Raw genomic sequence first — 26448 nt, forward strand, 5'->3', positions numbered from 1 at the left:
CGCGCCCGGATCAACGTCCCATGCGCCGGTCATAGCTCTGCGAGATGCGGTGCACCAGGTCTGGGTCGCGGGAGTCGTTGGCGTTGAATTGCACTCTCACGCTCCCGTCTGGCTGTTGGCGGACCCAGGCCGAGACCGGAACGCCGCCGCGGTCGCCGGAAATCTCGCCGCTGACCTGGTTCTGCACCGCGATCGCCACACCCTGATCGCGCATGGCATCGGCGGCGGCGAAGAACGAACGGTCGTAGCTGGCGGGCACCGTGCCGGGAGGGTAGCCGTAGTAGGTGCAGCCGGCCAGCGCCAGGCCAAGGCAGAGCGTCCAGATCGAAAGCAGGCGTGTCATGGCGATTCCCTCCCAGTTTCCGTGGCCGGTGTGAACCTATTCTAGGTGGCCCCGGCGGGAAAATGTGCCGATTTCGACTGGCTTGTTACGCCCCCCGGGGCGTTACTGCGCTGGCGCCTTCGGTGCTGCGCTGAACGTCTTGTTCGCGATCTTCCAGACGCCGTCGATCTGCAGCAGGTTCATGTAGTCGGTGAACGTTACCTCGGGGTAATGCAGCACGACCTTGGCGGTAGCGGCATTGCCGACCACGTCGAAGCTGGCAATGAAGCGCCGGCGCTGCGCTTCGTCCGCGGCGGGTTCGCCCTGGAAGCGGGCTGAGAATTCTTCCACGGTCAGCGAATGCAGGGCGCCGTCACGGAACGAGATGATGCGGGCATCGGCATGAAAAGCCTTGCGGACGTACTCGGCGCGGCCGGTACGGTGCGCCTCCAGATAGTGCTGGATTGGTTCGAGGGCGGCCAGGTATTCGGCCGGGATGGCTTGGTTCGTCATGCTGTGTCCTCCAGTGCGTATTGCTTGTTCGGAAACGCCTCGCCGTCGGTCCGCGGGCGGGTTGTATTGTATCCGTAAATTGCATACAAAATGGAGTTGGGCAGCCCAAAAGAGAAAGCGGCCGGATGCCCTGAAGGCATCCGGCCGCATCAGTTACTGCGAAGCCGATGGGCTGGCTTACTCGTTGACTGCCAGTTCCGACTCCAGCACCTGGATGGCCGTCTTCTTCGGCCCGCGATTGCGCCAGGCCGACCACGTCACGCCAGCCAGCAGCAGCGCCGAGATCACCACGAACGTGCAGCTGATCGGGCGCTCCACGAACACGGCCAAGTCGCCACGCGACAGCAGCAGGGCGCGGCGGAAGTTCTCTTCCACCATCGGTCCGAGCACGAAGCCGAGCAGGATCGGTGCGACCGAGAACTCCAGATACATCAGCAGGGCGCCGATCAGGCCGAAGGCCAGCACTTCCCAGATCTGGAACAGACTGCTCTGCGTGCTGAACACGCCCACCGCGATGAAGAACATCGCCGACGGGAACAGGTAGCGGTAAGGCACCTGCAGCAGCTTGACCCACACGCCGATCATCGGCACGTTCAGGATCATCAGAATCACGTTGCCGATCCAGAAGCTGGCGATCAGGCCCCAGAAGATGTCCGGGTGGTCGCTGATGAGCTGCGGACCCGGGGCGATGCCCTGGATCATCAGCGCGCCAAGAATCAGCGCCATCACGGCGTCGCCCGGAATGCCCAGGCTCATCGTCGGGATGAAGTCCACCTGCGTCTTCGAGTGCGAGGACGCTTCCGGCGCTGCCACGCCAGCGATCATGCCGGTACCGAACTTCTCGGGCGTCTTGGAGATCTTGCGTTCGAGCGCGTAGGCCACGAACGTCGTGATCGTCGGGCCCGTGCCCGGCATCGCGCCGAACAGCGTGCCTACGCCAGTGCCGCGCACCATTGGCCAGAAGGCCTCTTTCAGCTCGGCCAGGCTCGGACGCATGTCGCGAATGCGAAGCTTGGCGTTGGAGGTCACCGCGGTCATGCGGTTCACGTTCAGGATGAAGTCAGCCACCCCGAACAGGCCCATTGCGATGGCCACGAGTTCCAGACCATCGCTCAGTTCCGGAATGCCCAGCGCGAAGCGGAACGTGCCGGTGTTGACGTCGGTGCCGACCACGCCGCAGAGCAGGCCGAACAGCGTCATGGCCACGCCCTTCAGCGGAGAGCCGCGCGACATCGTCGAACCGGCAAGCAGACCCAGCAGCATGATCGAGAAGATCTCGGCGGGACCGAACTTGAAGGCGATGGTCGTCAGCAGCGGCGACGCGAAGATCATCACGAGAATGCCCACCGACGCGGCGAAGAACGAGCAGATCATCGTGATGCCCAGCGCCGTGCCCCCTTTGCCAGCCTTGGTCATCGGGTACCCGTCGATACAGGTCACCGCGTGCGGCGGGTGCGAAGGCAGGTTCAGCAGAATGGCGCCGATCGCCCCACCGTACTGCGAGCCGTAGAAGATACCTGCCAGCATCAGGATGGCGGGCACCGGGTGCATGACGTAGGTGAGCGGCAGCAGGATCGAGATAGCTGAAAGCGCGCCCATGCCTGGCAGCACGCCGATCAGGTTACCGACCAGCACGCCGAAGAACGACCACATCAGGTTGCTGCCCTGGAACGCTACCCCAAAGCCGAACCAGAGATCATGTAATGCATTCGAAACCATGGTACTCACGCCCCCCACGTAAACATCGGAAGCTGCAGCTGCAGCGCCCACGAGAACACCACCGCCGCAATAACGCACATGGCAATGGAGAGCAGGAACGCCTGCTTGATGCTGTTGTTGCGATCACCGAGCGCGGAAATGAAGACGATGGCGAACGTGGCCGGAATCATGCCGCCGTACTTGCCGAACAGCAGGAATGCCAGCGTGCCCAGCACGATGCAAACCGTGCCGCGCACGTCCGGCGCAGCGTGGCTGTGTCCGTGACCGGAGGGTTTGTCTTCCTTGGGCTCGTCGTTGCGGGCGGAGACGGCGATGAGGACGCCGACGAATGCCAGCAGCGCGCCCACTGCTACCGGGAAGAAACCGGGGCCCATGTGACTGAGCGAGCCGGTGTGATATTGCAGACCGGCCATTACGGCAGCCAGTCCGACCAGTGCCATCAGCGTGCCGCCGTAGTAGTCCTTCTTGAATCCTTTGGCGTGGCTCATCGGATGGCCCCGCTCTGGTTGCGCCACACGGGCTGTCCTTCGGCTCTGTCCGCTTCAACTGCGCGGACGCCGCTGCATCGACTGGTCATGCTCTCCTCCTACCTTTCAGAATGCCAACGGCCGCGAACCCTGGTGGCAGGAACCGGCGGCTCGTTGGATCTGGGGGAATCTATAAGGAGCGTCTTCCAATCGCCTTTCGTTAGCCTTGCGCGAACCTTTCGGGAAACATCATCTTGTGATGTATAAGAGTCTTTTGCGCCGAACTCAGTGAAATCCCTAGGGGGCTTTCCGTATTGTCGGAAAAAAGGAAATCAGGCAGTGACGGGTTGGGTTGTATCTGTGATAAGTCAATTTGAATTGACAGAAAAATGGCAAAAAAAACGCCCGCGAAATCGGGGGATCGCGGGCGAGATGCTTGCATCGTGGGGTCAATTCACGATGGCGTCATTTAGCCATGCACCAGTACCCGTTGTCTCCCCTTCGGCAGGTGGCTTGCGGGCACAGACGTATTCGGTGTAGATCAGTCCGCCGATTGGGCTTCCGGGAACTTCTAGGGCTAAGGGTGTACGTGTTGGCCGGGTTCTTCTGGAACTAGCCTTCAGCGTTGTAGACACTGACTGACCAGAAACGATCGGCGGCACGTTCTACATCGCAAGGCGACAAGGCCCGTTGCCCGAATCCTTATCGCGGGAAAGACATTCTTAATGCGATGGATTACTTGGGATTCGGCGCCCGTGATGCGGGATCCAGGGTTTGCGTGATACGGAAAGGTCTACCTGCGTCGATGCGCCCCTGGCCGGAACGCATCGATCTTTCACACTACCTTCAGTGGTGTTTCTTGTTCTTCTGAGATTGGGTGGACGTCGTTGTCGCCTGTGTTGGCGGGACGAGGAACGATGCCTGCGACAGTGGTGCCGCCGGTCCGGTCACGGCTTGGCCGGGCGGCGATGGCGAGGTGGTGGTCTGGCCGTTCTCGTAGCCGGTGGAGACGGCTTCGAGATAGCCGGGCGGGAACTTCTGCTCCGGTGTGGCCGTGGGTTGGGCGTAAGCGGCAGCGCCTGCAATCAGCGCGATGGCGCCGACAGCCAGCGGTTGCCCCAAAGTGATGGGCAGGTAGGCTCTGGGATGCATCAGCAGCTCCTTCTTCACGACGTACTGCGACGACCTGCCGCAGCGATTGCTGCAGCAATGCTGGGATGGGACGGCGCCTTCCACGGATACTGGCCTGCGCGACGCGGACGTGACTGCTGCTTCGACTGAACACGCTTCGAGCCATCCACAAAAGGATGGCCGGCAGTCAGCGCCAGCATCGACTGTGTGTCAGGGATGGGGGTGAGCGGAACGTACAGGTTCCGCGCAAGGGAGGGAGCTCGGCCTTCCTCACAATCTGCCACGGAGGCCGCGAAGTCAAACCGATTTACACATCAGGCAGGAGCCTGCCCGTGGCGGTGTACGCGAAGGCACGGCCGCGCGTTCGATGCTGCAGTGGCAGAGTCTGATCCGACAAGATGGGAGCGCCGCTCATGGCGATTGCGCGGGCTAGACTACAGGGCATCAAGCAACTAGGCCAACGCAAATCCTGGAGGCCATCAATGCCTGAGTCCGTGAAAGACGCCGATGACGCCGTTGGCCGCCCCAAACCGCAGATGGTGCCGGCCGGCTATCGCCAGGGCATCATCACGGCTATTACGGTGCTGCTGGGTTTTTCGCTGGCCTTCTGGCGTTTCTGGGGCTTCGAGAGCCCCGGGAAGTGGAGCGTCCGCGCGTTGTTCGCCGCGCTTTGCCTGGTCTCCGCCGTGGCGCTCCAGATTCTGTCGCTGTTCCGCGCGTTGCGCATCGAGGACGACGAGGTGTCCGAGTATCGCAGGACCGTACGCTGGTTTATCGCGTCTGCCATTGCACTGCTGCTTGGACTGACCGCCGCCATGTTCGACGCCGCGCTTGCCGAGGCAGTGGATTGAGGCCGGGTCTGGCAGGCACCTATAGCTTCAGTGTCGAAAGCAGGATGCTGGTCTCCGTATTGGCAATGCCTGGGATCAGGCGGATGGCACTAAGGATGCGGTCGAATGCCTCCAGCGTATCCGCGCGCAGTTCGGCCATCAGGTCCCAGCGGCCATTGGTGGTGTGCAGCGCCACGACGTTCGGGTGACCGCGTAATTCACGCCTCACGTCCTCGCTGTGGTTGCCCTCGATCTCGATGCTCATGATGGCGCGGATGCGGAACGCCTCTGCCTCGGGGCGCAACCGGATCGTGTAGCCGACGATCGTCCCCTCGCTCTCCAGTTTTGCGAGACGGTTCTGCACCGTGGCTCGCGCCACGCGCAGCTTCCTGGCAAGCGTTACCACGGGCATACGAGCGTCATCCCGCAGCAAGGCAATGAGTTGTCGATCGGTATCGTCCATGACTCTGGCGGATTGCCCCATTGATTGGGCAAAGTGTAATGCGAGAATCAATCTCTGCCCATCGTCCGCATGCAATTTGGCTCAGCCATGGCAGATGAGCGATCCAGGAGGGATGAGGTCGGCCAGCGGCGGGAAAATCTTGACAGGATTTTTACTGCGGGCAGCCATCCTTTGATCCGATATCTATAAGCACATGCTTACCCTTGAGTCAGGGATATGGATGGACTGAGGAGATCATGATCAAGATACTAGTGCCGGTGAATGGCTCCGAATGCGCGCTCGACGCGGTGCGCCATGCGGCGTTCCTGTATCGAGAGAGCGGCGTGGCCGAGGTGGTGCTGCTGAACGTGCAACCGCCGCTGGAGCATTCGCGGGCCAGCGCCTTTCACTCGCTTGCGGCATTGCGCGAGCAGGAATCGCAGGATGGTGAGTGCGCGCTGGAGCAGGCGAGCAATATCCTCGACGACTCCGGCGTGCGCTATACCGCGATGATTGGCGTCGGCAGCCCGGCGCAAGCGGTGGCTAGCGCGGCGACGGCTTTGAACTGCGATGGCATCGTGATCGGCGTGAACCTGTGGTCGAGAATCAAGGCATGCTTCGGCGCCGGACTTGCCTCGGGCATCATGCGCAAGACTTCCGTGCCCGTGACGGTGGTGAAGTCGGCTGGAGCAAGCGGCGCGCTCACCAGCCAACCCTTGCCACCCGTTCTGCCGGCTTCGCATCGTCACGCCCGGCCGATGCTGGTCGTGTATCCGTAGACGCATGACACGCATGTCATCGTTTGAGCGGTAACGGGTGTCATGGATCGGACGAGACGGTCGCCAGTGCGGCGCCCTTCTCGCGCGCCATGAAGACCGCCTCCGACTTGTTCTTGGCCGCGAGTCGCCGATAGAGCTGCAACGTATGGCTTTTCACGGTCGGGATGGAGATACGTAGTTGTCTGCTGATGGACTTGACCGAGAGTCCCCGCGACAGCAGCACGAGCACCTCGTACTGGCGCAGGGTCAGCCTGAGCAGCCGCGCTTCGCAAATGTATGCCGGCACCCGTGTGCTGCCGTGGACGCCTACCGGCGTTGGCACGGCAATCGGCGTAGCCGGCGCAATCGGCAGAGTTGGCGCCAGCGCGTGAATGCCGGCGTGCGCACAGGCAATCAGGGCGCGTAGCGCACATTCGATCTCAACGGCGCTCGCGTGTTCGGGCAGCCATGACAACAGCGGCGCGAACGGGTTGGGCGGCATCCATTGGACTTCACCGCCATGCGCCAGGAATAGCACGCAGCGCACGGCCGATGCGGTTTCCAGCAACTGGTGCATGTCGATATTGGCGCCGCGCGGCAAGGCGCCAAGCACCAGCAACTCGGTACCGTGCAGAGAACACGGGGTCTCTGGCCGTGGCGTGATGACGCTGCTGTCGTCCACGTCTGCAATGCGATTGAGAATCCGCTGGATGCCAAGCCCGACCAGCGGGCGAAATTCGACCACCGTTGCCCTCATGATTGCTCCCCTTTGTTTCTGTAGTTATTTGACTGCGAGCAATCAGACCGCAAGAAGCATTCCATATGCGCGGGCACGTAAAAGCCGCGCCGGCACGCCAAAAGAAACCCCGGGCGTGTTACGTGTCACGTAACACGCCCGGGGCAGGCTTGTGGAACTGGCGGGTTTGGCAGGCAGGGCGCCTGCCGGGCGTCAAGGCGTGATGGCTACCTTGAGCACGCCGTCGCGCTGGTGTCCGAAGAGGTCGTAGGCGGCCTCGATATCGGCAAGCTTGAAGCGGTGCGTGACCAGCGGGCCGAGGTCGATCCGCTGCGTTTCGATCACGTTCATGAGCCGGCGCATCCTTTCCTTGCCCCCCGGGCACAGCGACGTAATGATGCGGTGATCGCCCAGACCGGCCGCGAAGGCGTCCAGGGGAATCTTCAGGTCGCTGGAATAGACGCCAAGACTCGACAGGGTGCCGCCGGGCTTGAGCACGCGCAGGGCCGATTCGAAGGTGGACTGCGTGCCGAGTGCTTCGATCGACGCGTCGACGCCACGGCCGCCCGTAATGCGCAGGATCTCCTGCACCACGTCGGTATTGCGGAAGTTCAGCGTGACATCGGCACCCATCTGACGAGCGATGTTCAGGCGGTCATCGATCCCATCCACGGCGATGATCAGCGACGCGCCACGCAGGCGGGCGCCAGCCGTCGCGCACAGTCCGATCGGACCCTGCGCGAACACGGCAACGATATCGCCGATCTTGATATTGGCGTGCTCCGCGCCGGAGAAGCCCGTGGACATGATGTCGGGACACATCAATACCTGTTCGTCGGTCAGCCCGTCGGGGATGGGCGCGAGGTTTGCCTGCGCGTCCGGCACGAGCACATATTCGGCCTGGGTGCCGTCGATCGTATTGCCGAAGCGCCAGCCGCCCATGGGCTTGTAGCCGTGCGAGTGGGCTTGTCCGTCCTGCGACGCGCAACCGTCCTGGCACGCGTAGGAGTAGAAACTGGGGCAGATCGCGCCCGCGATGACGCGCTGACCCTCGCGATAACCGGTCACGCCACTGCCGAGTTTCTCGATGATGCCCACCGGCTCGTGACCGATCGTCAGACCCCGCTCTACCGGATACTCGCCTTTGAGAATGTGGATATCGGTGCCACAGATCGTGGTGGTGGTGATGCGGATCAGTGCGTCGGTGGGGCCGACGGCCGGGATCGGTTTTTCCTGTAGCACGATCTTGCCGGGCCCCTGAAAAACCGCAGCTTGCATGCCTGCCATGTCGAGACTCCTTCTGGTTGGCCTGAAAGGCCGCCCGCAGCCTCGCGGGCGGTGATCCAGTCAGTCTAGGCCAGGCAGGTGCGGCAGAGAATTGACACTCGTCAAAGTCGGGGAATGTGCGGTCAGCGGCCTTCGCCGAATCCTTCCTTGACGTCTGGGCACTCGCCACCGATACTTCTCAAACTATTCACTGTTTAGTTATGGGGGCGCGCATGGAAGATAGCTTGTCCAAAGTGGAAGGTGCAGCGGGTGACATGGGTGAGGTGGATAACTTCGCGCCCGTCACGCAGGAAGTCGATGCAAGCGATCTTCCCGTGCGTGGCGTGTTGCCAGCGGGGTTGCAGGGCACGTTGTATCGCATCGGCCCGAACCCACGCTTTCCGCAGCCCGAGGCCCACTGGTTCGGTGGCGACGGCATGGTGCATGTGTTTGCCATCGACGATGGGCGCGTGTCCTACCGCAACCGCTGGGTGCGGACGCCCAAGTGGCGTGACGAGGATCGTGCCGGGCGTCCGCTATTCCGCGCTTTCGCCGGCAAGTTGCCCGATGCGCCGGAGTGGTCGGGCAGCGATGGCGGCGTGGCCAATACCAACATCATCTGGCACGGCGGCGCGCTGCTGGCGCTTGAGGAAGCGCACCTGCCAACCGCTGTGACGCCTCAAGCGATCGACACGCTTGGCTATATGGAATATGGCCCGCTGAAGGGGCCGTTCACCGCGCATCCGAAGACCGACCCCCGCACTGGCGAACTACTGTTCTTCGGCTACAACGCCGACGGCAAGCTCACGCCGGGCGTGCAGGTTGGCGCAATCGATGCACAGGGCCGCCTGACGCATTACGCGCGTCTGCAGGCGCCGTACCCGAGCATGATCCACGACTTCATGGCCACGCCGGGTCATCTGCTGATCCCCGTGCTGCCGCTGACCGGCAGCCTTGCACGCGTGGAGCGCGGCGGCCCTGGCTATGCATGGGAGCCAGAGAAGCCCGCCATGATCGGCATCCTGCCGCGTGGTGGCGGCGCCGACGACGTGCGGTGGTTCGAGGGCCCCGCCTGCTACGTGTTCCATGTGATGAACGCGTGGGAGGAAGGCGAAGGGGGACAACGCATTCTGGCGGACGTCATGGTCTACGACGAACCACCCCTGTTCCCCCACGCCGACGGATCGCCAGGAGATCCCGCCCGGCAGCAGGCGTACCTGACGCGCTGGACGTTCGATCTTGCGTCGGACATACGCCGGTTCACCGCCGAACGGCTCGACGATACGGCGGGGGAGTTTCCACGCATCGACGACCGCGTTTCGGGTTTCCGCTATCGTCACGGATGGTTCGCCGCGTCGCATCCCGAGTACGGCGAAGGCGCGCTCAACGGCATCATGCACCTGGACATGCAGGACGGCACGCGCGACGCCTACTGGCTGCCGCCGGGCGATATCACGTCCGAGCCGGTGATCGCGCCGCGTGGTGGCGCTCATGATGGCGCTCCCGGCGGCGAAGGCGATGGCTGGCTGTTGGCGGTGGTGTGGCGGGCTGCGGCACAATGCAGCGAATTGCTGGTGTTCGATGCGCGGCATGTCGCGCGCGGTCCGCTGGCAACCGTCGAGCTGCCGCAGCGCGTGCCGTTCGGCTTCCATGGCAACTGGGTAGCGGGATAGCGAGAGGGATGAACGAAGGCGGCACGAAACAGAACGGCGGGCGCAAGGGCGGCACGCGCAAGGTGGCGGGTGGCACGACCAAGCCCGCCGGACAATGGCATCACGGCGACCTGCGTGCCTCGCTGATCGCGTGGGGACTCCACCTGCTCGATACGCAAGGCATCGCGGCGATGAGCATGCGCGAAGCCGCCAAGCTGGCCGGCGTGTCGCCGGGCGCGCCGGCACACCATTTCCAGGACCGCAACGGCCTGCTCGCGGCCATCGCTGCGCAGGCGTTCCGGGAACTGGGCGCCTTCCAGGGCAATCGCGCGCGCCTGATTCCGCGCGATACCCCGGCCAACAAGCTGCGTGCGCTGCTGGTCGGTTACGCCGAATTCGCGCACATGTACCCGGCGCGCTTTCACCTGATGTTCGGCCCGGCGATAGAACGCCGTGACGAATATCCCGAGCTTCAGGAAGCCTCGTCCGGTTCGTTCGATCGGGTGCGAGAAACCGTCGTTGCATGTCTGGGCGGACGTGAACCCGGCGCGCTGACACATGAACAACTGGCGTTCTGTGTCTGGACGGCCGCGCATGGTCTGGCCACCCTGACGGCCACGCACGACCGCTTCCGGGCCATTTCGGCGGCCCCCGGGGCCGTCGAGCAGATGGCGGATACCGTCGCCACCTTCTGTCTGGCTGCGCTTCAGCACACAGGCGACGTCTGAAGACGTCCCCCTCCGTATTAGCCATAGCGTGTGAGCGAGCACTCACGTTCGACCCGTTGCCGCCCTTTGTGTATCTGTTTTGTATCGTCTTTGTACGAAAAACGCTAAAGAGCCACTTTCGAGCGCCGTAAACCTTGGATGTAAAGACATTCATTTGCCTGTCTGGGTGAATCACATCGAAGTTACGCACGGCGAAGGACCTGAAGAAAATGGCTGCACTCGATTTCCTCGGCATTGGCTCCAACATGCAACTGGGTACGCTCCTGGATCAGCTTGCGACGGCGGAACGCCTGCCGCTGAAGGCGCTGGAGACCCAGAATACGGCCTACCAGGCCAAGCTATCCGGATATGGCACGATCAAGAGCATGTTGTCGGCCTTCCAGGCTTCCGCCAACTCGCTTGCCAAGCTCGATACGTTCGGCGCCGTCAAGGCGCAGGTCAGTAACAGCGATGTGATGACCGTCGCCACTGGCACCAATGCGGTTTCCGGCAACTACAACGTAAACGTCAAGAGCCTGGCACAGGCCCAATCCCTGGCGGGCGCTGGCCAGCTCAAGCAGGATTCGGTCATCGGCACTGGCACGCTGACCTTCGAGTTCGGCGTGACGGGCGGATACGACGCCGACCCGGCATCGCCGACATACGGCACATACGTGAACCCGACGTTCACGCCGACCGCGGGCTCCGCCAAGACCGTGACGATCGACAGCAGCAACCAGACGCTGCAAGGTATTCGTGATGCGATCAACAAGGCCAATATGGGTGTCAAGGCCAGCATCATCAACGACGGCAGCGGCACACCTTATCGTCTGGTGCTCAATTCGGAGAAGACCGGCGAGGCGATGAGCATGCGCATCACCGGTTCGTCACCGGAACTGCAGGCGCTTGCTGGATACGATCCGGTGGCCGGCCCGCAAGCCGGCGGCATGAAGGAAGTGGTGCGTGCCACGAATGCACAACTGACCATCAACGATATCGCCATCACCAGCGCCAGCAATGTGGTGACCGATGCCGCGCAGGGCGTCACGATGACGCTCAAGAAGACGGGCACCACGTCGATGACGTTGACGCAGGACCTCGACAGTATCAAGGCTGCGGTGCAGGGGCTGGCCGCTGCCTACAACAACCTCCAGACGGCCGCCAAGCAGCTGACTGCCTTCGACGTGAAGAGCGGTACCAAGGCGGCTCTGACCGGTGACGGCGTGCTGCGCGGTATCCAGTCGACGCTGCGCTCGGTACTCAACACCCCTGAAGCCGGGATGCGCGATGGCGCCGCGACAACGCTGGCCCAGCTTGGCGTGACGTTGCAGAAGGACGGCACGATGTCGGTGGACACCAAGAAGCTGGATGCCGCGTTGGCCGGAAACCTGGCTGACGTGACCGCGCTGTTCGGCGGCGACGGCACGAAGGGTGGGATCGCGCGCCGCTTGTCTGAAGCGGTGGATACCATGACCGGTACCAACGGCCCGCTGACCTCCGCGACCAAGGGTATCGAGCAGAGCGTGAAGGATCTCGGCAAGCGCTATGACTCGATGTCGGAGCACATCGATGCCAATATCAAGCGCGTCCAGAAGCAGTTCCAGGCGCTGGACCTGGCAGTCTCGCAGATGAACCGCACCAAGGACTACCTGACCCAGCAGTTCTCGGCGATGAACAACACGAACAGCAAGTAACCTGTCAGCGAGTCGTCAATCGATGCAAAAACGCCGCCCTCGTGGGCGGCGTTTTTTGTTGCGAGGAAGCGGGCAGGGATTCGTCGTCAGCATGTTCCATCGGTGTTCCCTGCTCCCGCGAGGCTGGAGAGAGGAGCGAACCGCCCGCATCTGAAGCGCGTGCGCCGTGCTCCCCCAAAGGCCATTCCTATAGCGCACCCGCCAGCCTGAACTGGCCGACCGCACGGTGCAGTGCATCGGCCTGATCCTCGAGCGAGGCCGCGGCAGCGGTTGCTTCTTCCACCAGCGCCGCATTTTGCTGCGCCATCTGGTCCATCTGTGAGACTGCCTGGTTGACCTGCTCGATCCCGCCAGTCTGTTCTTCAGTGGCTGCGCGCATTTCGCCCATCAGGTCGGTCACGCGCTTCACAGCCTCGACGATTTCTCCCATCGCCTTGCCCGCGTCTTCGACCAGCACCGAGCCATCCTCGACACGCTGCGCCGAGTTGTCGATCAATCCCTTGATCTCCTTGGCCGCCGTGGCGCTACGCTGGGCCAGGCTGCGCACCTCGCCGGCCACCACCGCAAAGCCGCGTCCCTGTTCGCCGGCGCGAGCGGCTTCCACCGCCGCGTTCAGCGCCAGGATATTGGTCTGGAATGCAATGCCCTCGATGACGCCGATGATGTCCACCACTTTGCTGGACGCCGCCTTGATCTCGCCCATCGTGTCCACCACCTGGTGCACGATCGCTCCGCCGCGTACAGCGATCTCCGATGCGCCTTCGGCCAGCCGCGCCGCCTGACGGGCGTTGTCAGCGCTCTGGCGAACCGTGCCGGTCAGCTCTTCCATACTGGCCGCGGTCTGTTCGAGCGATGCTGCCTGTTCCTCGCTGCGGCGTGACAGGTCGACATTGCCGGCCGCAATCTGCTTGGCGGCGCCTGCGATCGCGTCCGCCGAACCGCGAATCTGGCCGATGGCTCCAGTCAGCCGCCCCTGCATCTGCTGCATGTTGTACAGCACGCTTTCCCGATCGTTCGGCGCCACGTTCACGTGCGAAGCAAGATCGCCTTCGGCGATGCGCGCGGCGATCTCCGAGGTCAGCGATGGCTCGCCGCCAAGCTGCTTCTGCAGACTGGCGGAGACGCGCACCATCACCACGGTCATCAGCGCGCCCACGCCCAGCAGCCAGCCGAGCGCTTTCCAGAGCGACGCGCGGAACTCGGCCTGGATGTCATCCATGTAGAAACCGGCGATGAAGTTCCAGTCCCACGGCTTGAAGTTCAGCACATAGCTCAGCTTGGGCTGCGGCGCCTCGGCGCCTGGCTTGGGCCAGGCGTACTCAAGGAAGCCCTTGCCGGCGGTCTTGCCGATCCGTGCGATATCGCGGAACAGATAGACGCCGTTAGGGTCCTTCATCTCCGACATGTTTTTGCCATCGAGTTCGGGCTTGATCGCGTGCATCAGAACGATAGCGTCGGACCTCATCACGGTGAAGTAGCCATCGCCGCCAAAACGCATCACTCGCACGCGGTCGAGTGCCTGCTTCTGGGCTTCCTCGGTGCTCAGCTTGCCTGCGCGCGCCATGGCTTCGTACTCGGCCACGACCGAGTTGGCCGTGTCGGTGACCTGTTGCAGCGTCAACTCTCGATCCTGCTGACGCAGTTCTCGCATTTGCCATGCGTTCCACAGCGTGATGGCCAGCAGGCAGACCCAGCTCAGCACCAGCGGCAGCATGAGCTTCTTTCTCAGGCTTAGGTTATGCAACATCCTTATCCTCCGTTCACATCGGTTGTTGATTGGGGCGCTTTCGGGTCTTTGTATGGTTTGTCTTCGCGCGTCCTCTCTGACCGGCCATAACGGCGGCGTCATCGTCAAACTTGATCGGGAAATACCACTGATAGGTAATAGTGATGCGCGCGCCGCTTTGATTTCTGCCATGCAGCACGTTGCAAGAGGTTTGAGGGTGCCGCGTAACGAACCGTAATCAACGAGCCCGGTCCGAAGCCTTCAAGTGGTTGTTCTTTTAAATGAGAACCATTACCATCTCCTTCGTTTTTCCCGCGCGAGTGTGGCGTCTTCGACATGCCGCCGATGCGGCAGCCTCTCCGCCAGATCACGCTTGCCCAGAACATCCCCGATGACCGAATCCACGCCAGCTTCCAGCCAGCAGCGCCGCGCCTTCTGGCTCAAGCATCTTCACCAGTGGCACTGGATCAGTTCCGCGATCTGCCTGATCGGGATGCTGATGTTCGCCGTCACGGGATTCACGCTCAATCACGCGGGGCAGATCGAGGCCTCGCCTTCGGTCGTCACGCGCCACGAGACCGCGCCGCGCGAACTGCTGGACGCGCTGAAGCGCGCCGCGCTCGCGAATGCATCGGCGGGAAACCAGAAGGACCAGAAGGACCAGAAGGGACCGGTGCCGCGCGTGCTGGCTGACTGGCTGTCGAAGACGATGGATATCGAGGCGGCAGGACGCGAGGCCGAATGGTCCGCCGACGAGATCTACGTTGGCCTGCCACGCCCCGGCGGCGATGCCTGGCTCAGCGTTGCGCTCGAAGATGGCGAGGTCCAGTACGAAGTGACATCGCGGGGCTGGATTTCCTACTTCAACGACCTGCACAAGGGCCGCAACACGGGCCATGCATGGAGCTGGTTCATCGACATATTCGCCCTGGCCTGCCTGATCTTCAGCGTCACCGGGCTGTTCCTGCTCAAGCTTCATGCCGGGGGCCGCATGGCCACCTGGCCGCTGGTGGGCGCGGGGCTCGTTGTGCCGCTGCTGCTGGCCATCCTGTTCATTCACTGATTTGCAACCGAGAAAGGTAGTTTCGACATGCGCCGACTCCTGACCGTCACCGTAACCGGCCTTGCCGCAGCGCCGCTGGCACCCGCCATGGCCGCCGACATGAACGTCAAGGTGGAAATTCCCCGCCTGAACGTGGCCGAGTACCACCGTCCCTACGTATCCATGTGGATCGAGCGTGCCGACCAGAGTCCGGTGACGACGCTGGCGGTCTGGTACGACGCGAAGAACAAGGAAAGCCAGGGCACGAAGTGGCTCAAGGACATGCGGCAGTGGTGGCGCAAGGCCGGCCGCGACATGCAGCTTCCGGCCGATGGCGTATCGGGTGCCACGCGCGCTCCCGGCGAGCACGCGCTGACGTTCAGCGATGGCAAGGCGCCGCTGGGCAAGCTGCCAGCCGGCGATTACCAGCTCGTGGTGGAAGCCGCGCGCGAAGTGGGCGGACGCGAACTCGTGCGTGTGCCGTTCGCATGGCCGCCCAAGGCCGCGCAAAGCGCGGGCGCAAAGGGCGAGCATGAGCTCGGCAGCGTGACTCTCGACCTGAAGCCGTGAGCCGCGCCAATCACCGCAAACGCATTGAACTGATCTGACCGGAGCCTGACGATGAACAAGCCTGCCCGCTTCTCCACCCGACTTTCCACCCGCGTTGCAGTCCTCGCGCTGGCTGCGCTGGCGCCGCTGGCCGCCCACGCCCATCGCCAGTGGCTGCTGCCGTCCACCACCGTGCTGTCCGGCGGTAGCCAGTGGGTGACCGTGGACGCCGCGGTGTCCAACGACCTGTTCTACTTCGAACACATGCCGATGCGTCTGGACAACCTTGTGGTCACCGGCCCCGATGGCGCGGCGGTGAAGCCCGAGAATGCGTCGACTGGCAAGTACCGCAGCACGTTCGACGTGCCGCTGGCGCAGCCGGGCACGTACCGCATTGCCGTGGTCAACCAGGGCCTGTTCGCGAGCTGGAAGGAGAACGGACAGACCAAGCGCTGGCGCGGTGCTGCCGATGCCCTGGCCGCGAACGTCCCCGCCAATGCGCAGGAACTGCAAGTGACCGAGATGGCCAGCCGCGTGGAATCGTATGTCACCAGCGGCAAGCCGTCGAAGCAGGCATTGACGACCACCGGACGCGGCCTGGAGCTGGCGCCGATCACCCATCCGAACGACCTTGCCGCGGGCGAGACGGCCAGCTTCCGTCTGCTGCTCGACGGCAAGCCGGCTGCCAACCAGACGGTTTCCGTGGTGCCGGGCGGCGTTCGTTATCGCGATCGTCTCAACGAGTTCGACACGACCACCGACGCCGACGGCAAGTTCTCGGTGAAGTGGCCGGCTGCCGGCATGTACTGGATGGAAGCCGAACTGCGCGACCAGAAGGCATCGGTCAAGCCCGCCACGGTTCGTCGCGTTACCTACGCGGTGACGGTGGAAGTGCTGCCGCAGTAAGACGGCCGCTACGATATCGCCGATGAATCGCGTTCTCATCCCCGTCACGCTGGACCCACCACCGCCCGTGCCCGAGCCGCAAGGCTCGATCGCGCAGTGGGCGGGCGAGACGATGGGGACGACCTGGGCTGTCCGCGCCGTGCTGGCGCTCGGGCAGGACGGCGGCGGCCTGGAGGCAGGCATCCGCGCGGTGCTCGACGAGGTTATCGCGCAGATGAGCAACTGGTCCGAGATATCGGACCTGAGCCGTTTCAATCGGGCCGACGCCAGTGCCTGGGTCACGCTGCCCGAGGATTGCTTCACGGTCCTGCAGGCGGCGCTGGACACCGCGCGTGACAGCGGTGGCGCCTACGATCCCAGCGCCGGCCCACTCGTCGATCTCTGGGGCTTCGGCCCGGCTGGCAAGCGGCACACCGCGCCTACGGCCGATGACGTGGCACGGACGCGCCAGCATTGCGGTTGGCAACGGATCGAGATCGACGCATCGGCGCGTCTCGCGCGCCAGCCGGGCGGACTGTCACTCGATTTCTGCGCGATCGCGAAGGGGTTTGCCGTCGATGCGGTATCGCGCTATCTCCTGGCCCAGGGCGTGCCGCATCATCTGGTCGAGATCGGCGGCGAGTTGCGCGGCCAGGGGCTGAAGCCGGATGGGATGCCGTGGTGGATCGAACTGGAGTCCCCTTCGGCATCTGCCACTGCCGAGGGCGGGACTGGACGCACGCTGCGCACGCTGGTGGCGTTGCTCGGCCTGTCGATCGCCACGTCGGGTGACTATCGCCGCTACTTCGAACACGATGGACGGCGGTACGCGCATACGATCGATCCACGCACCGGTTACCCGGCCGCGCATGCGTTGGCGTCCGTTACGGTGCTTCATCGCGAATGCATGATGGCCGACGCGCTGTCCACCGCATTGACTGTGCTCGGGCCAGAAGCCGGTATCACTTTCGCCACGCGCCAGGGCCTGGCTGCCCGCTTCCTGGTGCGCACGCCGCACGGCTTCGATGAGCGGATCACCCCGGCCTTCGCCGCAATGCAAACATGATGCGTCTTCTACCGTGGGCAATGCTTGTCGCTGGCGTGGCGCTGTCCGTGGTCGCGCGCGGTCGTGATGCCATGGCAGCCGGCGTGGTCATCGGATACGTTGGCTTCTGCTGGGGCGTGCTCGACGGATATCGCCGCCGCCGTGCCGCCCGTGCGGCGCTCGCCGATATCGCGAGTGAAGACGCGCGTCCGACGCTCGTCGCCTACGCAAGTCAGACCGGTTTTGCCGAACAACTCGCCGTGCAAACGGCCCACGCGTTGCAAGGCGCGGGTCGGCCGGTGCAACTCGTGTCCTTTGCCGAACTCGATGGTGCGCGTCTGGCCGCGTGCGATCAGGCCCTGTTCCTGGTCAGCACCACGGGCGAGGGCGATGCGCCAGACATGGCGTCGGGGTTCGCGCGCCGCTTGCTGGCCGGCACCACGCCCGATGCGCTGCGCCAGTTGCGCTATGGCGTCCTCGCGCTGGGCGATAGCAGCTACGCGCACTTCTGCGCGTTCGGCCGCGCGCTGTCGGGCTGGCTGGAGAGCCATCATGCACAGCCGTTGTTCGACAGGGTCGAGGTCGACAACGGCGACCCCGGCGCGTTGCGCCACTGGCAGAACCATTTGTCCGCGTTGAGCGGTGGTGCGGAAATCGCGGACTGGGAACGCCCGCGCTATGGCCGCTGGCGGTTGGTGGAGCGCAGACTGCTCAATCCGGGCAGTCAGGGCGAGGCGGCCTTTCATCTGGCGCTCGAACCCGAGGACGCGTCGCAACTGACATGGCGCGCCGGCGATATTGCCGAGATTGGTCCATGCCAACCGCCAGACGTCGTAGACCGGTTGCTGGCTCGCCTGTCGCTCGACGGAACCGCACCGGTCCGTTGCGACAGTCGCCCGATGACCTTGTCCGAGGCGTTGGCCACGCGGCTGCCGCTGCCCGATAGCCAACTGGATATATTGACCGGATTCACACCTCAGCGACTGGTCGACGCATTGCCCGCGCTGCCGCACCGCGAGTACTCGATCGCATCGCTGCCCGCTGACGGCCGGCTGGAATTGCTGGTACGTCAGACCCGTCATGCCGATGGGCGGCTTGGGCTCGCCTCTGGCTGGCTGACAGAATTCGCGCGCGAGGGCGCGTCGATCGCGCTGCGCGTCCGCACCAATCGCAGCTTCCATCCGCCCGAAGACGGCCGGCCGCTGGTCCTGATCGGCAACGGTACCGGCCTTGCGGGCCTGCGTGCCCTGATCAAGGCGCGCGCGGAGGCGGGCCATCACCGCAATTGGCTGCTGTTCGGCGAGCGCTCCGCCGCGCACGATAGCTTCCACGCAGAGGAATTGCAGGCGTGGTTATCGCAGGGCGTGCTGCAGCGGATCGACCATGCATGGTCGCGCGATGGCGCGATGCCGCGCTACGTGCAGGACGCCGTGTTCGCGCAAGCGGCGACGATCGCTGCGTGGGTGGAGCAGGGTGCGTCGATCTACGTTTGCGGCAGCCTGCAGGGCATGGCCGCTGGCGTGCAGGACGCGCTCCTGCGCATCCTCGGTGAGTCCACACTACAGCGACTGACCGAAGCAGGCAGTTATCGCCGCGACGTGTACTGATGTCGTCGGTGTCACATCGCTGACGCCGTGGAAGCCATTGCGGACAGCATGATTTGCGGCGGCGCAGCGTCGCCGGCAGCGTCACATTCCGCTATCCTCGCAGGTCTGCATCCGACGAGGAGATCCGATGTTTCGCCCGACCCGTTCCCTGCGGCGCGCCGCCGTCGCCGCGGCATGGCTTGCCGCCGCATCCACCGCCCCCGCGCTGGCGGCCGGCCCGGACAAGTTCGCCGTCCCCGGACTGGAGAAGCCTGCAACGGTATTGATCGACCGCTGGGGCGTGCCGCATATCTACGCCAACACGCTCTATGACGCGTTCTTCGTGCAAGGCTTCGTGGCCGCGCGGGACCGGCTGTTCCAGATCGATCTGTGGCGCAAGCGTGGGCTGGGCGAAATGGCGAAGGACTTCGGTCCGGCCTATGTGGAAGGCGATCGCATGGCGCGCGCCGTGCTGTTCCGTGGCGATATGTACCGCGAATGGCTGGCCTATGGATCGGATGCCAAGCGTGTGGCCGAGGCCTTCGTGGCGGGCGTCAATGCGTACATTGCGCAGACCGAGGCCCATCCGGAACTGCTGCCTCCCGAGTTCAAGCTGATCAACTACAAGCCGTCGCGCTGGCGTGCCGAGGATATCGTGCGTATCCGTCATCACGGGCTGACGTTGAACCTCACTGGCGAGATCGACCGGGCGCAGATCTTCTGCTACGCGAAGCCGAACGCGGTACGGGCGGACTGGGTTCGCCGCGAACTCGATCCGCAGATCGAGCCGAAGGTGCCAGACGGGCTCGACCCGTGCACGGTCCCCGCTGCCGAGTTGCGCAAGGCGTATGAGCTTGCCACGGCCGCGCCGCGCTTCCCGAAGGACGTGTGGCAATCGGGCACGCGTGCCGAGAACATCCCGGTGGACCAGCTCTATGCGACGGTCGATGCGTCGAGCGATACCGCGCGCAGCCTGGGGTCGAACAACTGGGTGATCGCGGGCAGCCGCACCGCCACGGGGCGACCGATCCTGGCCAACGATCCACATCGCGCGCACGGTGCGCCGAGCCTGCGCTATATCTCCCACCTGAACGCGCCAGGCCTGTCGGTAATCGGCGCGGGCGAGCCATTTCTGCCCGGTATCTCCATCGGTCACAACGGCACGATTGCTTTCGGCCTGACGCGGTTCTACATCGACCAGGAAGACCTCTATGCCTATGAGACCGATCCCGCCCAGCCGCACGAGTACAAGTACAAGGGCCGCTGGGAGCCGATGGAGACGGTGACCGAGCAGATCGCGGTGCGCGGCGAGGCGACGCCGCGCAAGGTCACGATCGACTTCACGCGCCACGGCCCGGTGCTCTATGCCGACACGAAGAACAACCGCGCCTGGGCGCTGCGCGCGGCATGGCTTGACCTCGGCATGGCACCGTACTTCGGGTCGATGGACTACATGCGTGCCCAGAACTGGGATCAGTTCCGCGCGGCGATGAACCGCTGGGGCGCTCCTGGCGAGAACCAGGTCTATGCGGACCGCTTCGGCAATATCGGCTGGCTCCCGGGCGGGTTGACCGTCAATCGGCCGAACTGGGATGGCCTGATGCCGGTGCCTGGGGACGGACGCTACAAATGGGCCGGCTATCGCAACATGGACGAACTGCCGTGGGCGTTCAATCCGGCGCCGGGATTCGTGGTCACTGCCAACGAGAACACGATCCCGCCCAACCACCCGGCAGCCAAGCTCGGCGTCGGCTACGAATGGGCCGAAAGCTCGCGCGCGCGCCGGCTCAGGGCGCTGGTGTCGGCCAATCCGCGCAGTTCGGTGGAGGACTCGATGGCATGGCAGAACGACACGGTGTCGCTGCCCGCGCAGCGGATGGTGACGTTGCTCAAGCCACTCACCAGCAGCGATGCGCAGATTCAGCGCGGGCTGGATCTGCTGCGCGGCTGGGATGGCAACGAGCGCGCCGACAGCGCGCCCGCCGCGCTGTTCGAGATCTGGTTCAGCAAGCATCTGCGTACTGCGGTGGTGCGGGCCGCGCTCGCGCCGGAGGCCGCGCGGCTGGTCGGTGCTGGCGATCCGAGCCGCGTGATCGCGGTGCTGGAGCGGCCTGACAGCTGGATGAGCGTCGAGAAGCGCAACGACGTCATGCTGGCCTCCCTGAAGTCGGCCATGGTCGAAGTCGAGAAGAGGCTGGGCCCTGACCCGAAGACCTGGCAATGGGGCAAGCTTCACACGGCGGTGTTCGAGCATCCGCTGCATGCGATCCTCGACGCGACGCAGCGCCAGCAGTTCGACGTGAATGCGGGGCCGATCGGCGGGTCTTCGTTCACGCCGATGAATACGAGCTACCGCAACAGCGACTTCCAGCTCACTGCAGGGGCGTCGTTCCGCATGGTGGTGGATGTCGGCAACTGGGATGCGTCGCGCGTGGTGAACACACCGGGCCAGTCGGGCAACCCGGCCAATCCGCACTATCGCGATCTGGCGCCGCTGTGGGCGAAGGGCGAGTATTTCCCGCTGCTGTACTCGCGCAAGGCGGTGGAGAAGGAAAGCAAGGAAAGGCTGGAACTGGTGCCGCAGTGATGGAGCGTGGCATGGCAGGCCGGGTGGTCTGCCGGGTCGCCTGACTGGGGCCGAGTCCTGCGTTGCAGGGCTCGGCCCTTTCCTCTTTGCGGGGCCTGGCCTGATCAGGCCAGGCCCCCGCCGTTCGCGGTTCAGTGCATTTCGTGCATGTCGCGCTTCAGGTCGGCAAGCTCGAGGTGCATGGCGCTGACTGCATCCATGACCCGATGGTGGACGCCGTCGGTATCGTGGCAAACGCGTTCGGCGCGATCGCCAATTCGTTCGAGATCATCGACGCACTGACGGATGCGGCCCTCGTTGCGGGACGACATGATCTTCTTCGCGGACTTGCATTCCTTGTCGAGCTCGTCCATGCAGCTCATCAAGTCCTTGGGAATCGCCGAATCGGCGTGGATGGTCTTCGATGTCTCGCTGACCGTGCGCTGCAGATGCGAAAAGCGTGTCTGGATTTCACTGGCTTGTAGCATGGTGCCCCCTTCTTGAACATCCTTGCGGATGTGTTCAGGTTGCAGGTAGTGGAGTGTTATCCGCTCCAGTTCCAGTCTAGTCAGGATTGCCAGGCATCCGGAAAAGCCGCACTCGTGACCCGGGTGAAATATCTCGCAGGGTGATCCATCGGCCGTGCATGGCGCATGTGCGCGTGCGCGCGGCGCTACCTCTGGCCGATTGTCGGGATTCCCGCATATGACGCGTCGGCGTTTCGGGGCACGCGCTAAGTCGGGTTGTCAGAACCTGACGAACCTGCTGAGCGAGCGCCCTTGCCACGTGTTGCGAGCCAGCAAAGGATGGATCCCGCGCACACCATCGCGGCGCCTTTCCAGAATGCGAACGACAGCGGTGCGTGCAGCAGCGTGGCGGCCAATGCGGCCGACAACACCGGGATGAAGTACGACGCGCCAGCCAGCACCGTCATATTGCCGTGGAGGATGCCGACGTTCCACGCGGCATAGCCGAAGCCCATGGCGCAGGCGGCCAGCAGCAGGTAGACCGCGCCCGTCATGCTGAGGACCATCGTTTCGCCGTCCGTGAACAGATACTTCCCCCAGAGTGCGAGCGCCGTCAGCATGAAGAACAGCGTGACCGCGTTCTTGCCCTGCGCGTACCGGCTCGTCACCGTGCAGTAGCCCGCCCAGATCATCGCGCCGGCAAAGGCCAGGCCGTAGCTGAGGGGGTTGTCCTGAATATTGGCGGCCATGCTCGGCAGGTCCAGGCCCTGATCGCCACCGAGCACCGATGCAATACCCAGCAGGGCCACCAGAAAGCCTGGCAGGATCAGCCAGTTGGCGCGCTGACGATTGAACAGGATGGCGGCCAGCATCGTGAAGGACGGCCAGAGATAGTTGACCATGCCGACCTCGATGGCCTGCCTGCCGGTATTGGCATAGCCAATGGACAGCGACAGGCACAGCTCGTAGGAAACAAACAGCACGCTTCCCCAGAGCAGATAGATTCGAGGCAGCGCCCGCGTCCGGGGCGGGCCGACCGTCAACCAGAGCAGCGCCGAAGCGACCGTGTAGATCAGTGCCGCCCCACCGGTCGCGCCGAAGCTCTGGCTGACGCCGCGGATCAGGCCGACGATCGCGCTCCAGAATAGGACCGCGACAAGCCCGATCAAGGTTGCCTGTTTGCTGCTTCGCGTGACTGCCATGTTGCGTGGAACGATCGATGTGGACGGGAGAGACGCGATTCTACTGCGTCATGTCCGCCTTTTCGATCGGGCCACGCAACCGGGTTCACGCCCCGAGTGCCATCTCCAGCACCCGTGCCACGTGCAGCGCCTGCCTGTCGGCGCCGTCATGGATCTGATGGCGGCAGCTCGTGCCATCGGCGACCACCAGCGTCCGCGCATCGGCGCCGCGCACGGCCGGCAGCAACGCAAGCTCGCCCATCTTCATCGACACATCGTGGTGCTCGGCCTCGTATCCGAAGTTGCCCGCCATGCCACAGCATGACGATTCGATCAGCGAGGTCTTGAGTTCCGGAATCCAGCCGAGTACCTGTTCCACCGGCCGCACGGCATCGAACGCCTTCTGGTGGCAGTGCCCATGCAGCAGGGCCTCGGTGCGGCCGATTGGCTTCAGCGTGGGAGCGAATCGACCGGCCGCATGTTCGCGCACCAGGAACTCCTCGAACAGGAACGCATTGTTCGCCAGCAGCCGCGCCGCGTCGCCATAGCCGTACTGCAGGAATTCGTCGCGCATGGAGAGCAGGCAGGACGGTTCCAGGCCCACCACGGCCACGCCGCGCGAGACGAACGGCAGCAGCGTATCGAGCGTGCGCCGGGCCTCGGCCCTGGCTTCATCGACCAGGCCGGCTGCCAGGAACGTGCGGCCGCAGCACAAGGGCCGCTCGCCCGGAACCCCCGACAGATGCACGGTGTATCCGGCCGCTTCGAGCACGCGTTGCGCCGCGCGCGCGTTCTCCGGTTCCATGTGATTGTTGAACGTATCGACGAACAGCACGACTTCCTTGCCGCCGACGGGCCGGGCCACGTAGTCATCGCGCAGGAACGCTGATTGCCAGCGGGGCAGCGAGCGTCGGGCCGACAGGCCGAGCAGGCGTTCGGTCAGTTGCGGCAGGCCGGGCACGCGGTCGCGCAGGTTGAACAACCAGCGCAGCCGGCTGGCGGTGCCCGCATAGCGCGGCAGGAAGGCCACGAGCCTGTCACGCGCGCGCAGCCGGCCTGCGCTGGCGTTGGCGGCGCGCACCTCGATCTTCATCTTCGCCATGTCGATGCCGGTCGGGCAGTCGCGCTTGCATCCCTTGCAGGAGACACACAGGTCCATCGTGTCTCTGACCGCGGCGTCGAGCAGTCCCTCGGTGCCAAGCTGACCGGACAGGGCGAGCCGCAACGTGTTGGCGCGGCCACGTGTCAGGTGCTGCTCGTCACGTGTGACGCGGTAACTCGGGCACATGGTGCCGGCGTCGAACTTGCGGCAGTGACCGTTGTTGTTGCACATCTCCACCGCGGCAGCCAGTCCGTTTGCCGGATCGGTGCCGGTGCCCGGTGCGCTCTCGGCCTCGGTGACCGGGTCCCGCGTGACGTTCCATGCCGACCAGTCGAGCACCGGCCGAATCGGCTTGACCGAGTAGCTCGGTGGGAAACGGAACAGCGATGTGTCATCCATCTTTGGCGTGCCCACGATCTTGCCGGGATTGCAGCGGTTCTCGGGGTCGAACAGTGCCTTGACCTCCTCGAACGCGCGCGCCAGCGATGGGCCGAACTGCCAGGCCACCCATTCGCCGCGGCAAATGCCGTCGCCATGCTCGCCCGAGTACGCGCCCTTGTACTCGCGCACCATCGCGGCGGCTTCCTCGGCGATGGCTCGCATCTTGGCCGCGCCGTCGCGCCGCATGTCGAGGATTGGCCGCACGTGCAGCGTGCCGACGCTGGCATGGGCGTACCAGGTGCCGCGCGTGCCATGCTTGTGAAACACTTCTGTCAGCCGAGACGTGTACGCGGCCAGATGCTCAAGCGGCACGGCGCAGTCTTCGATGAACGATACCGGCTTGCCGTCGCCCTTCATGCTCATCATGATGTTGAGGCCGGCCTTGCGCACTTCCCACAGCGCCTTCTGCGGACCAGGGTCCGGCATTTCCACCACCGAGCCAGGCAGGCCAAGATCGGCCATCAGCTCGACCAGTTGGGCCAGTCCCTGCAGCGTGGCCGCGCGATCCTCGCCGGCGAACTCAACCAGCAGAATCGCTTCCGGCTCGCCCACCAGCGCGCGGTCGATCACGGGGCGGAATGCGGGATTGTTGCGGGCCAGATCGATCATGGTGCGATCGACCAGTTCCACGGCCGCCGGCTTCAGCGCCACGATATGGCGCGTGAGATCCATCGACTGATAGAACGTCGGGAAATTCACCACACCCAGGGTCTTGTGCGCCGGTAGTGGCGCGAGTTGCAGCGCGATGTGGCGGAAGTAGGCGAGGGTGCCTTCCGATCCCACGAGCAGATGCGCCAGATTGACGCTGCCGTCGGTGGTATAGGGCCGTTCACTGCGCGGCGCGAAGATATCAAGGTTGTAGCCGCCCACGCGGCGCAGCACGGTTGGATACATCTGCGCGATGGCGTCGCGTTCGCGCGTGGCGATGCGGCGCACGCCGTCGGCAATGGCCCGGTGTGGCGCCGACTCGGCCGGCCAGCTGGCATCGAAGCGCACGTCCTCGCCGCTGGCCAGGATGGCCTGGACGCCGAGCACGTTGTGCACCATGTTGCCGTACTGGATCGAGCGCGAACCGCACGAATTGTTGCCGGTCATGCCGCCGATCGTGCATTGCGCGGCCGTCGATACGTCGACCGGGAACCAGAGGCCGTGGGGCTTGAGCCATGCGTTCAGGTGATCGAGCACGATGCCGGGCTGCACGGTCACCGTGCGCGCCGCCGGATCGAAGTCGATGATCTGGTTCAGGTACTTGCTGTTGTCGATGACCAGCGCCTCGCCCACGGTCTGCCCGCACTGGCTGGTGCCGCCGCCGCGCGGCAGCAGCGGCGCCTTGAAGTCCCGGGCGATGTCCAGCGCAAGCCGCGCATCGGCTTCGTCGCGCGGTACCACCACGCCGATCGGCATGACCTGGTAGATCGACGCATCGGTGGCATAGCGGCCACGGCTGGCGTTATCGAACAATACTTCGCCGCGCAGTTCGGCGGCCAGGCGCCGGTACAGCGGCGATTGCAGGGCGGGTGCCGCCGCGCCGGGCATGAAGCGCAGCGGTTGCACGCCGGGTGGCGTGGGGGTGGTTGGCAAGGCCATGGACTTCTATGTCTCCGGTTGCGTGCGCTGGGAG

23 protein-coding genes are annotated in these 26448 nt (G+C 64.3%); 11 read left to right on the forward strand and 12 right to left on the reverse strand.

Going from position 1 to position 26448, the window contains the following annotated elements:
- Positions 1–10: 10 nt before the first annotated feature.
- From B2246_RS27090 to B2246_RS27110, 5 genes are all read right to left on the reverse strand, one after another.
- Entirely contained in the window at positions 11–343 is a 333-nt protein-coding gene (locus tag B2246_RS27090; RefSeq protein WP_008641501.1) for a hypothetical protein, read from the reverse strand.
- Positions 344–445: 102 nt separating this feature from the next.
- Complete coding sequence (locus B2246_RS27095) at positions 446–835, reverse strand: nuclear transport factor 2 family protein (RefSeq protein ID WP_286882674.1); 390 nt, start codon at positions 833–835, stop codon at positions 446–448.
- A gap of 177 nt (positions 836–1012) precedes the next feature.
- Positions 1013–2554, reverse strand: coding sequence for a tripartite tricarboxylate transporter permease (locus B2246_RS27100; protein WP_008641503.1), 1542 nt, complete (start codon positions 2552–2554; stop codon positions 1013–1015).
- 5 nt (positions 2555–2559) lie between these two features.
- Entirely contained in the window at positions 2560–3042 is a 483-nt protein-coding gene (locus B2246_RS27105; protein WP_286882671.1) for a tripartite tricarboxylate transporter TctB family protein, read from the reverse strand.
- An 825-nt stretch (positions 3043–3867) separates the two neighbouring features.
- A complete protein-coding gene (locus B2246_RS27110; protein ID WP_286882670.1) occupies positions 3868–4173 on the reverse strand; it encodes a hypothetical protein in 306 nt (101 codons plus the stop codon).
- A gap of 461 nt (positions 4174–4634) precedes the next feature.
- On the opposite strand from B2246_RS27110, the gene B2246_RS27115 reads away from it, so the two are divergent.
- A complete protein-coding gene (locus B2246_RS27115; RefSeq protein ID WP_029308768.1) occupies positions 4635–5003 on the forward strand; it encodes a hypothetical protein in 369 nt (122 codons plus the stop codon).
- 19 nt (positions 5004–5022) lie between these two features.
- Here B2246_RS27115 and B2246_RS27120 read toward each other — a convergent pair whose 3' ends face one another.
- Entirely contained in the window at positions 5023–5445 is a 423-nt protein-coding gene (locus tag B2246_RS27120) for an Lrp/AsnC family transcriptional regulator (RefSeq protein WP_008641514.1), read from the reverse strand.
- Positions 5446–5681: 236 nt separating this feature from the next.
- Between B2246_RS27120 and B2246_RS27125 the strand changes: the two genes are divergently transcribed.
- Entirely contained in the window at positions 5682–6203 is a 522-nt protein-coding gene (locus tag B2246_RS27125; protein WP_286882668.1) for a universal stress protein, read from the forward strand.
- Positions 6204–6243: 40 nt separating this feature from the next.
- Here B2246_RS27125 and B2246_RS27130 read toward each other — a convergent pair whose 3' ends face one another.
- Together B2246_RS27130 and B2246_RS27135 are read right to left on the reverse strand one after the other, a co-directional pair.
- Complete coding sequence (locus tag B2246_RS27130) at positions 6244–6939, reverse strand: response regulator transcription factor (RefSeq protein ID WP_286882667.1); 696 nt, start codon at positions 6937–6939, stop codon at positions 6244–6246.
- Positions 6940–7131: 192 nt separating this feature from the next.
- A complete protein-coding gene (locus B2246_RS27135; RefSeq protein WP_008641520.1) occupies positions 7132–8205 on the reverse strand; it encodes an NAD(P)-dependent alcohol dehydrogenase in 1074 nt (357 codons plus the stop codon).
- A 233-nt stretch (positions 8206–8438) separates the two neighbouring features.
- Between B2246_RS27135 and B2246_RS27140 the strand changes: the two genes are divergently transcribed.
- The 3 genes from B2246_RS27140 to fliD all read left to right on the forward strand — a co-directional run bounded on the left by B2246_RS27140 (position 8439) and on the right by fliD (position 12237).
- Entirely contained in the window at positions 8439–9857 is a 1419-nt protein-coding gene (locus B2246_RS27140; RefSeq protein ID WP_241227832.1) for a carotenoid oxygenase family protein, read from the forward strand.
- Between the two features lie 8 nt (positions 9858–9865).
- Positions 9866–10564, forward strand: coding sequence for a TetR/AcrR family transcriptional regulator (locus tag B2246_RS27145; RefSeq protein WP_008641526.1), 699 nt, complete (start codon positions 9866–9868; stop codon positions 10562–10564).
- A 209-nt stretch (positions 10565–10773) separates the two neighbouring features.
- Positions 10774–12237: a flagellar filament capping protein FliD gene (gene fliD / locus B2246_RS27150; RefSeq protein ID WP_008641527.1), complete on the forward strand. Its 1464-nt coding sequence runs from the start codon at positions 10774–10776 to the stop codon at positions 12235–12237.
- A 187-nt stretch (positions 12238–12424) separates the two neighbouring features.
- On the opposite strand, the gene B2246_RS27155 is transcribed toward fliD, so the two are convergent.
- Positions 12425–13984: a methyl-accepting chemotaxis protein gene (locus B2246_RS27155; RefSeq protein WP_286882666.1), complete on the reverse strand. Its 1560-nt coding sequence runs from the start codon at positions 13982–13984 to the stop codon at positions 12425–12427.
- A gap of 370 nt (positions 13985–14354) precedes the next feature.
- On the opposite strand from B2246_RS27155, the gene B2246_RS27160 reads away from it, so the two are divergent.
- From B2246_RS27160 to B2246_RS27185, 6 genes are all read left to right on the forward strand, one after another.
- Positions 14355–15026: a PepSY-associated TM helix domain-containing protein gene (locus B2246_RS27160; protein ID WP_286882665.1), complete on the forward strand. Its 672-nt coding sequence runs from the start codon at positions 14355–14357 to the stop codon at positions 15024–15026.
- Positions 15027–15053: 27 nt separating this feature from the next.
- Positions 15054–15575 (forward strand): DUF2271 domain-containing protein, encoded by a 522-nt coding sequence (locus tag B2246_RS27165; RefSeq protein WP_008641531.1) that lies wholly within the window; start codon positions 15054–15056, stop codon positions 15573–15575.
- Between the two features lie 51 nt (positions 15576–15626).
- Positions 15627–16460 (forward strand): DUF4198 domain-containing protein, encoded by an 834-nt coding sequence (locus tag B2246_RS27170; RefSeq protein ID WP_008641532.1) that lies wholly within the window; start codon positions 15627–15629, stop codon positions 16458–16460.
- Positions 16461–16482: 22 nt separating this feature from the next.
- Positions 16483–17505 (forward strand): FAD:protein FMN transferase, encoded by a 1023-nt coding sequence (locus B2246_RS27175; protein ID WP_008641533.1) that lies wholly within the window; start codon positions 16483–16485, stop codon positions 17503–17505.
- The gene (locus tag B2246_RS27180) at positions 17502–19091 is read left to right on the forward strand and encodes a flavodoxin domain-containing protein (RefSeq protein ID WP_008641534.1); all 1590 of its coding nucleotides are present in this window, start codon (positions 17502–17504) and stop codon (positions 19089–19091) included. Before B2246_RS27175 ends, B2246_RS27180 begins: the two co-directional genes overlap by 4 nt.
- 127 nt (positions 19092–19218) lie before the next feature.
- Positions 19219–21657, forward strand: a complete 2439-nt coding sequence (locus B2246_RS27185; protein WP_286882664.1) for a penicillin acylase family protein — start codon at positions 19219–19221, stop codon at positions 21655–21657.
- A 131-nt stretch (positions 21658–21788) separates the two neighbouring features.
- Here the strand turns inward: B2246_RS27185 and B2246_RS27190 are convergent, their stop codons facing one another.
- The 3 genes from B2246_RS27190 to B2246_RS27200 form a co-directional block, all read right to left on the reverse strand.
- Positions 21789–22124 (reverse strand): hypothetical protein, encoded by a 336-nt coding sequence (locus B2246_RS27190; protein ID WP_008641537.1) that lies wholly within the window; start codon positions 22122–22124, stop codon positions 21789–21791.
- Positions 22125–22369: 245 nt separating this feature from the next.
- Entirely contained in the window at positions 22370–23305 is a 936-nt protein-coding gene (gene yddG, locus B2246_RS27195; RefSeq protein WP_040010827.1) for an aromatic amino acid DMT transporter YddG, read from the reverse strand.
- Positions 23306–23390: 85 nt separating this feature from the next.
- Positions 23391–26414, reverse strand: a complete 3024-nt coding sequence (locus B2246_RS27200) for an FAD-binding and (Fe-S)-binding domain-containing protein (protein ID WP_286882661.1) — start codon at positions 26412–26414, stop codon at positions 23391–23393.
- Positions 26415–26448 lie beyond the last annotated feature (34 nt).

It is taken from the genome of Cupriavidus sp. UBA2010, from assembly GCF_002335265.1.
GTDB classification, from domain to species: Bacteria; Pseudomonadota; Gammaproteobacteria; order Burkholderiales; family Burkholderiaceae; genus Cupriavidus; species Cupriavidus metallidurans.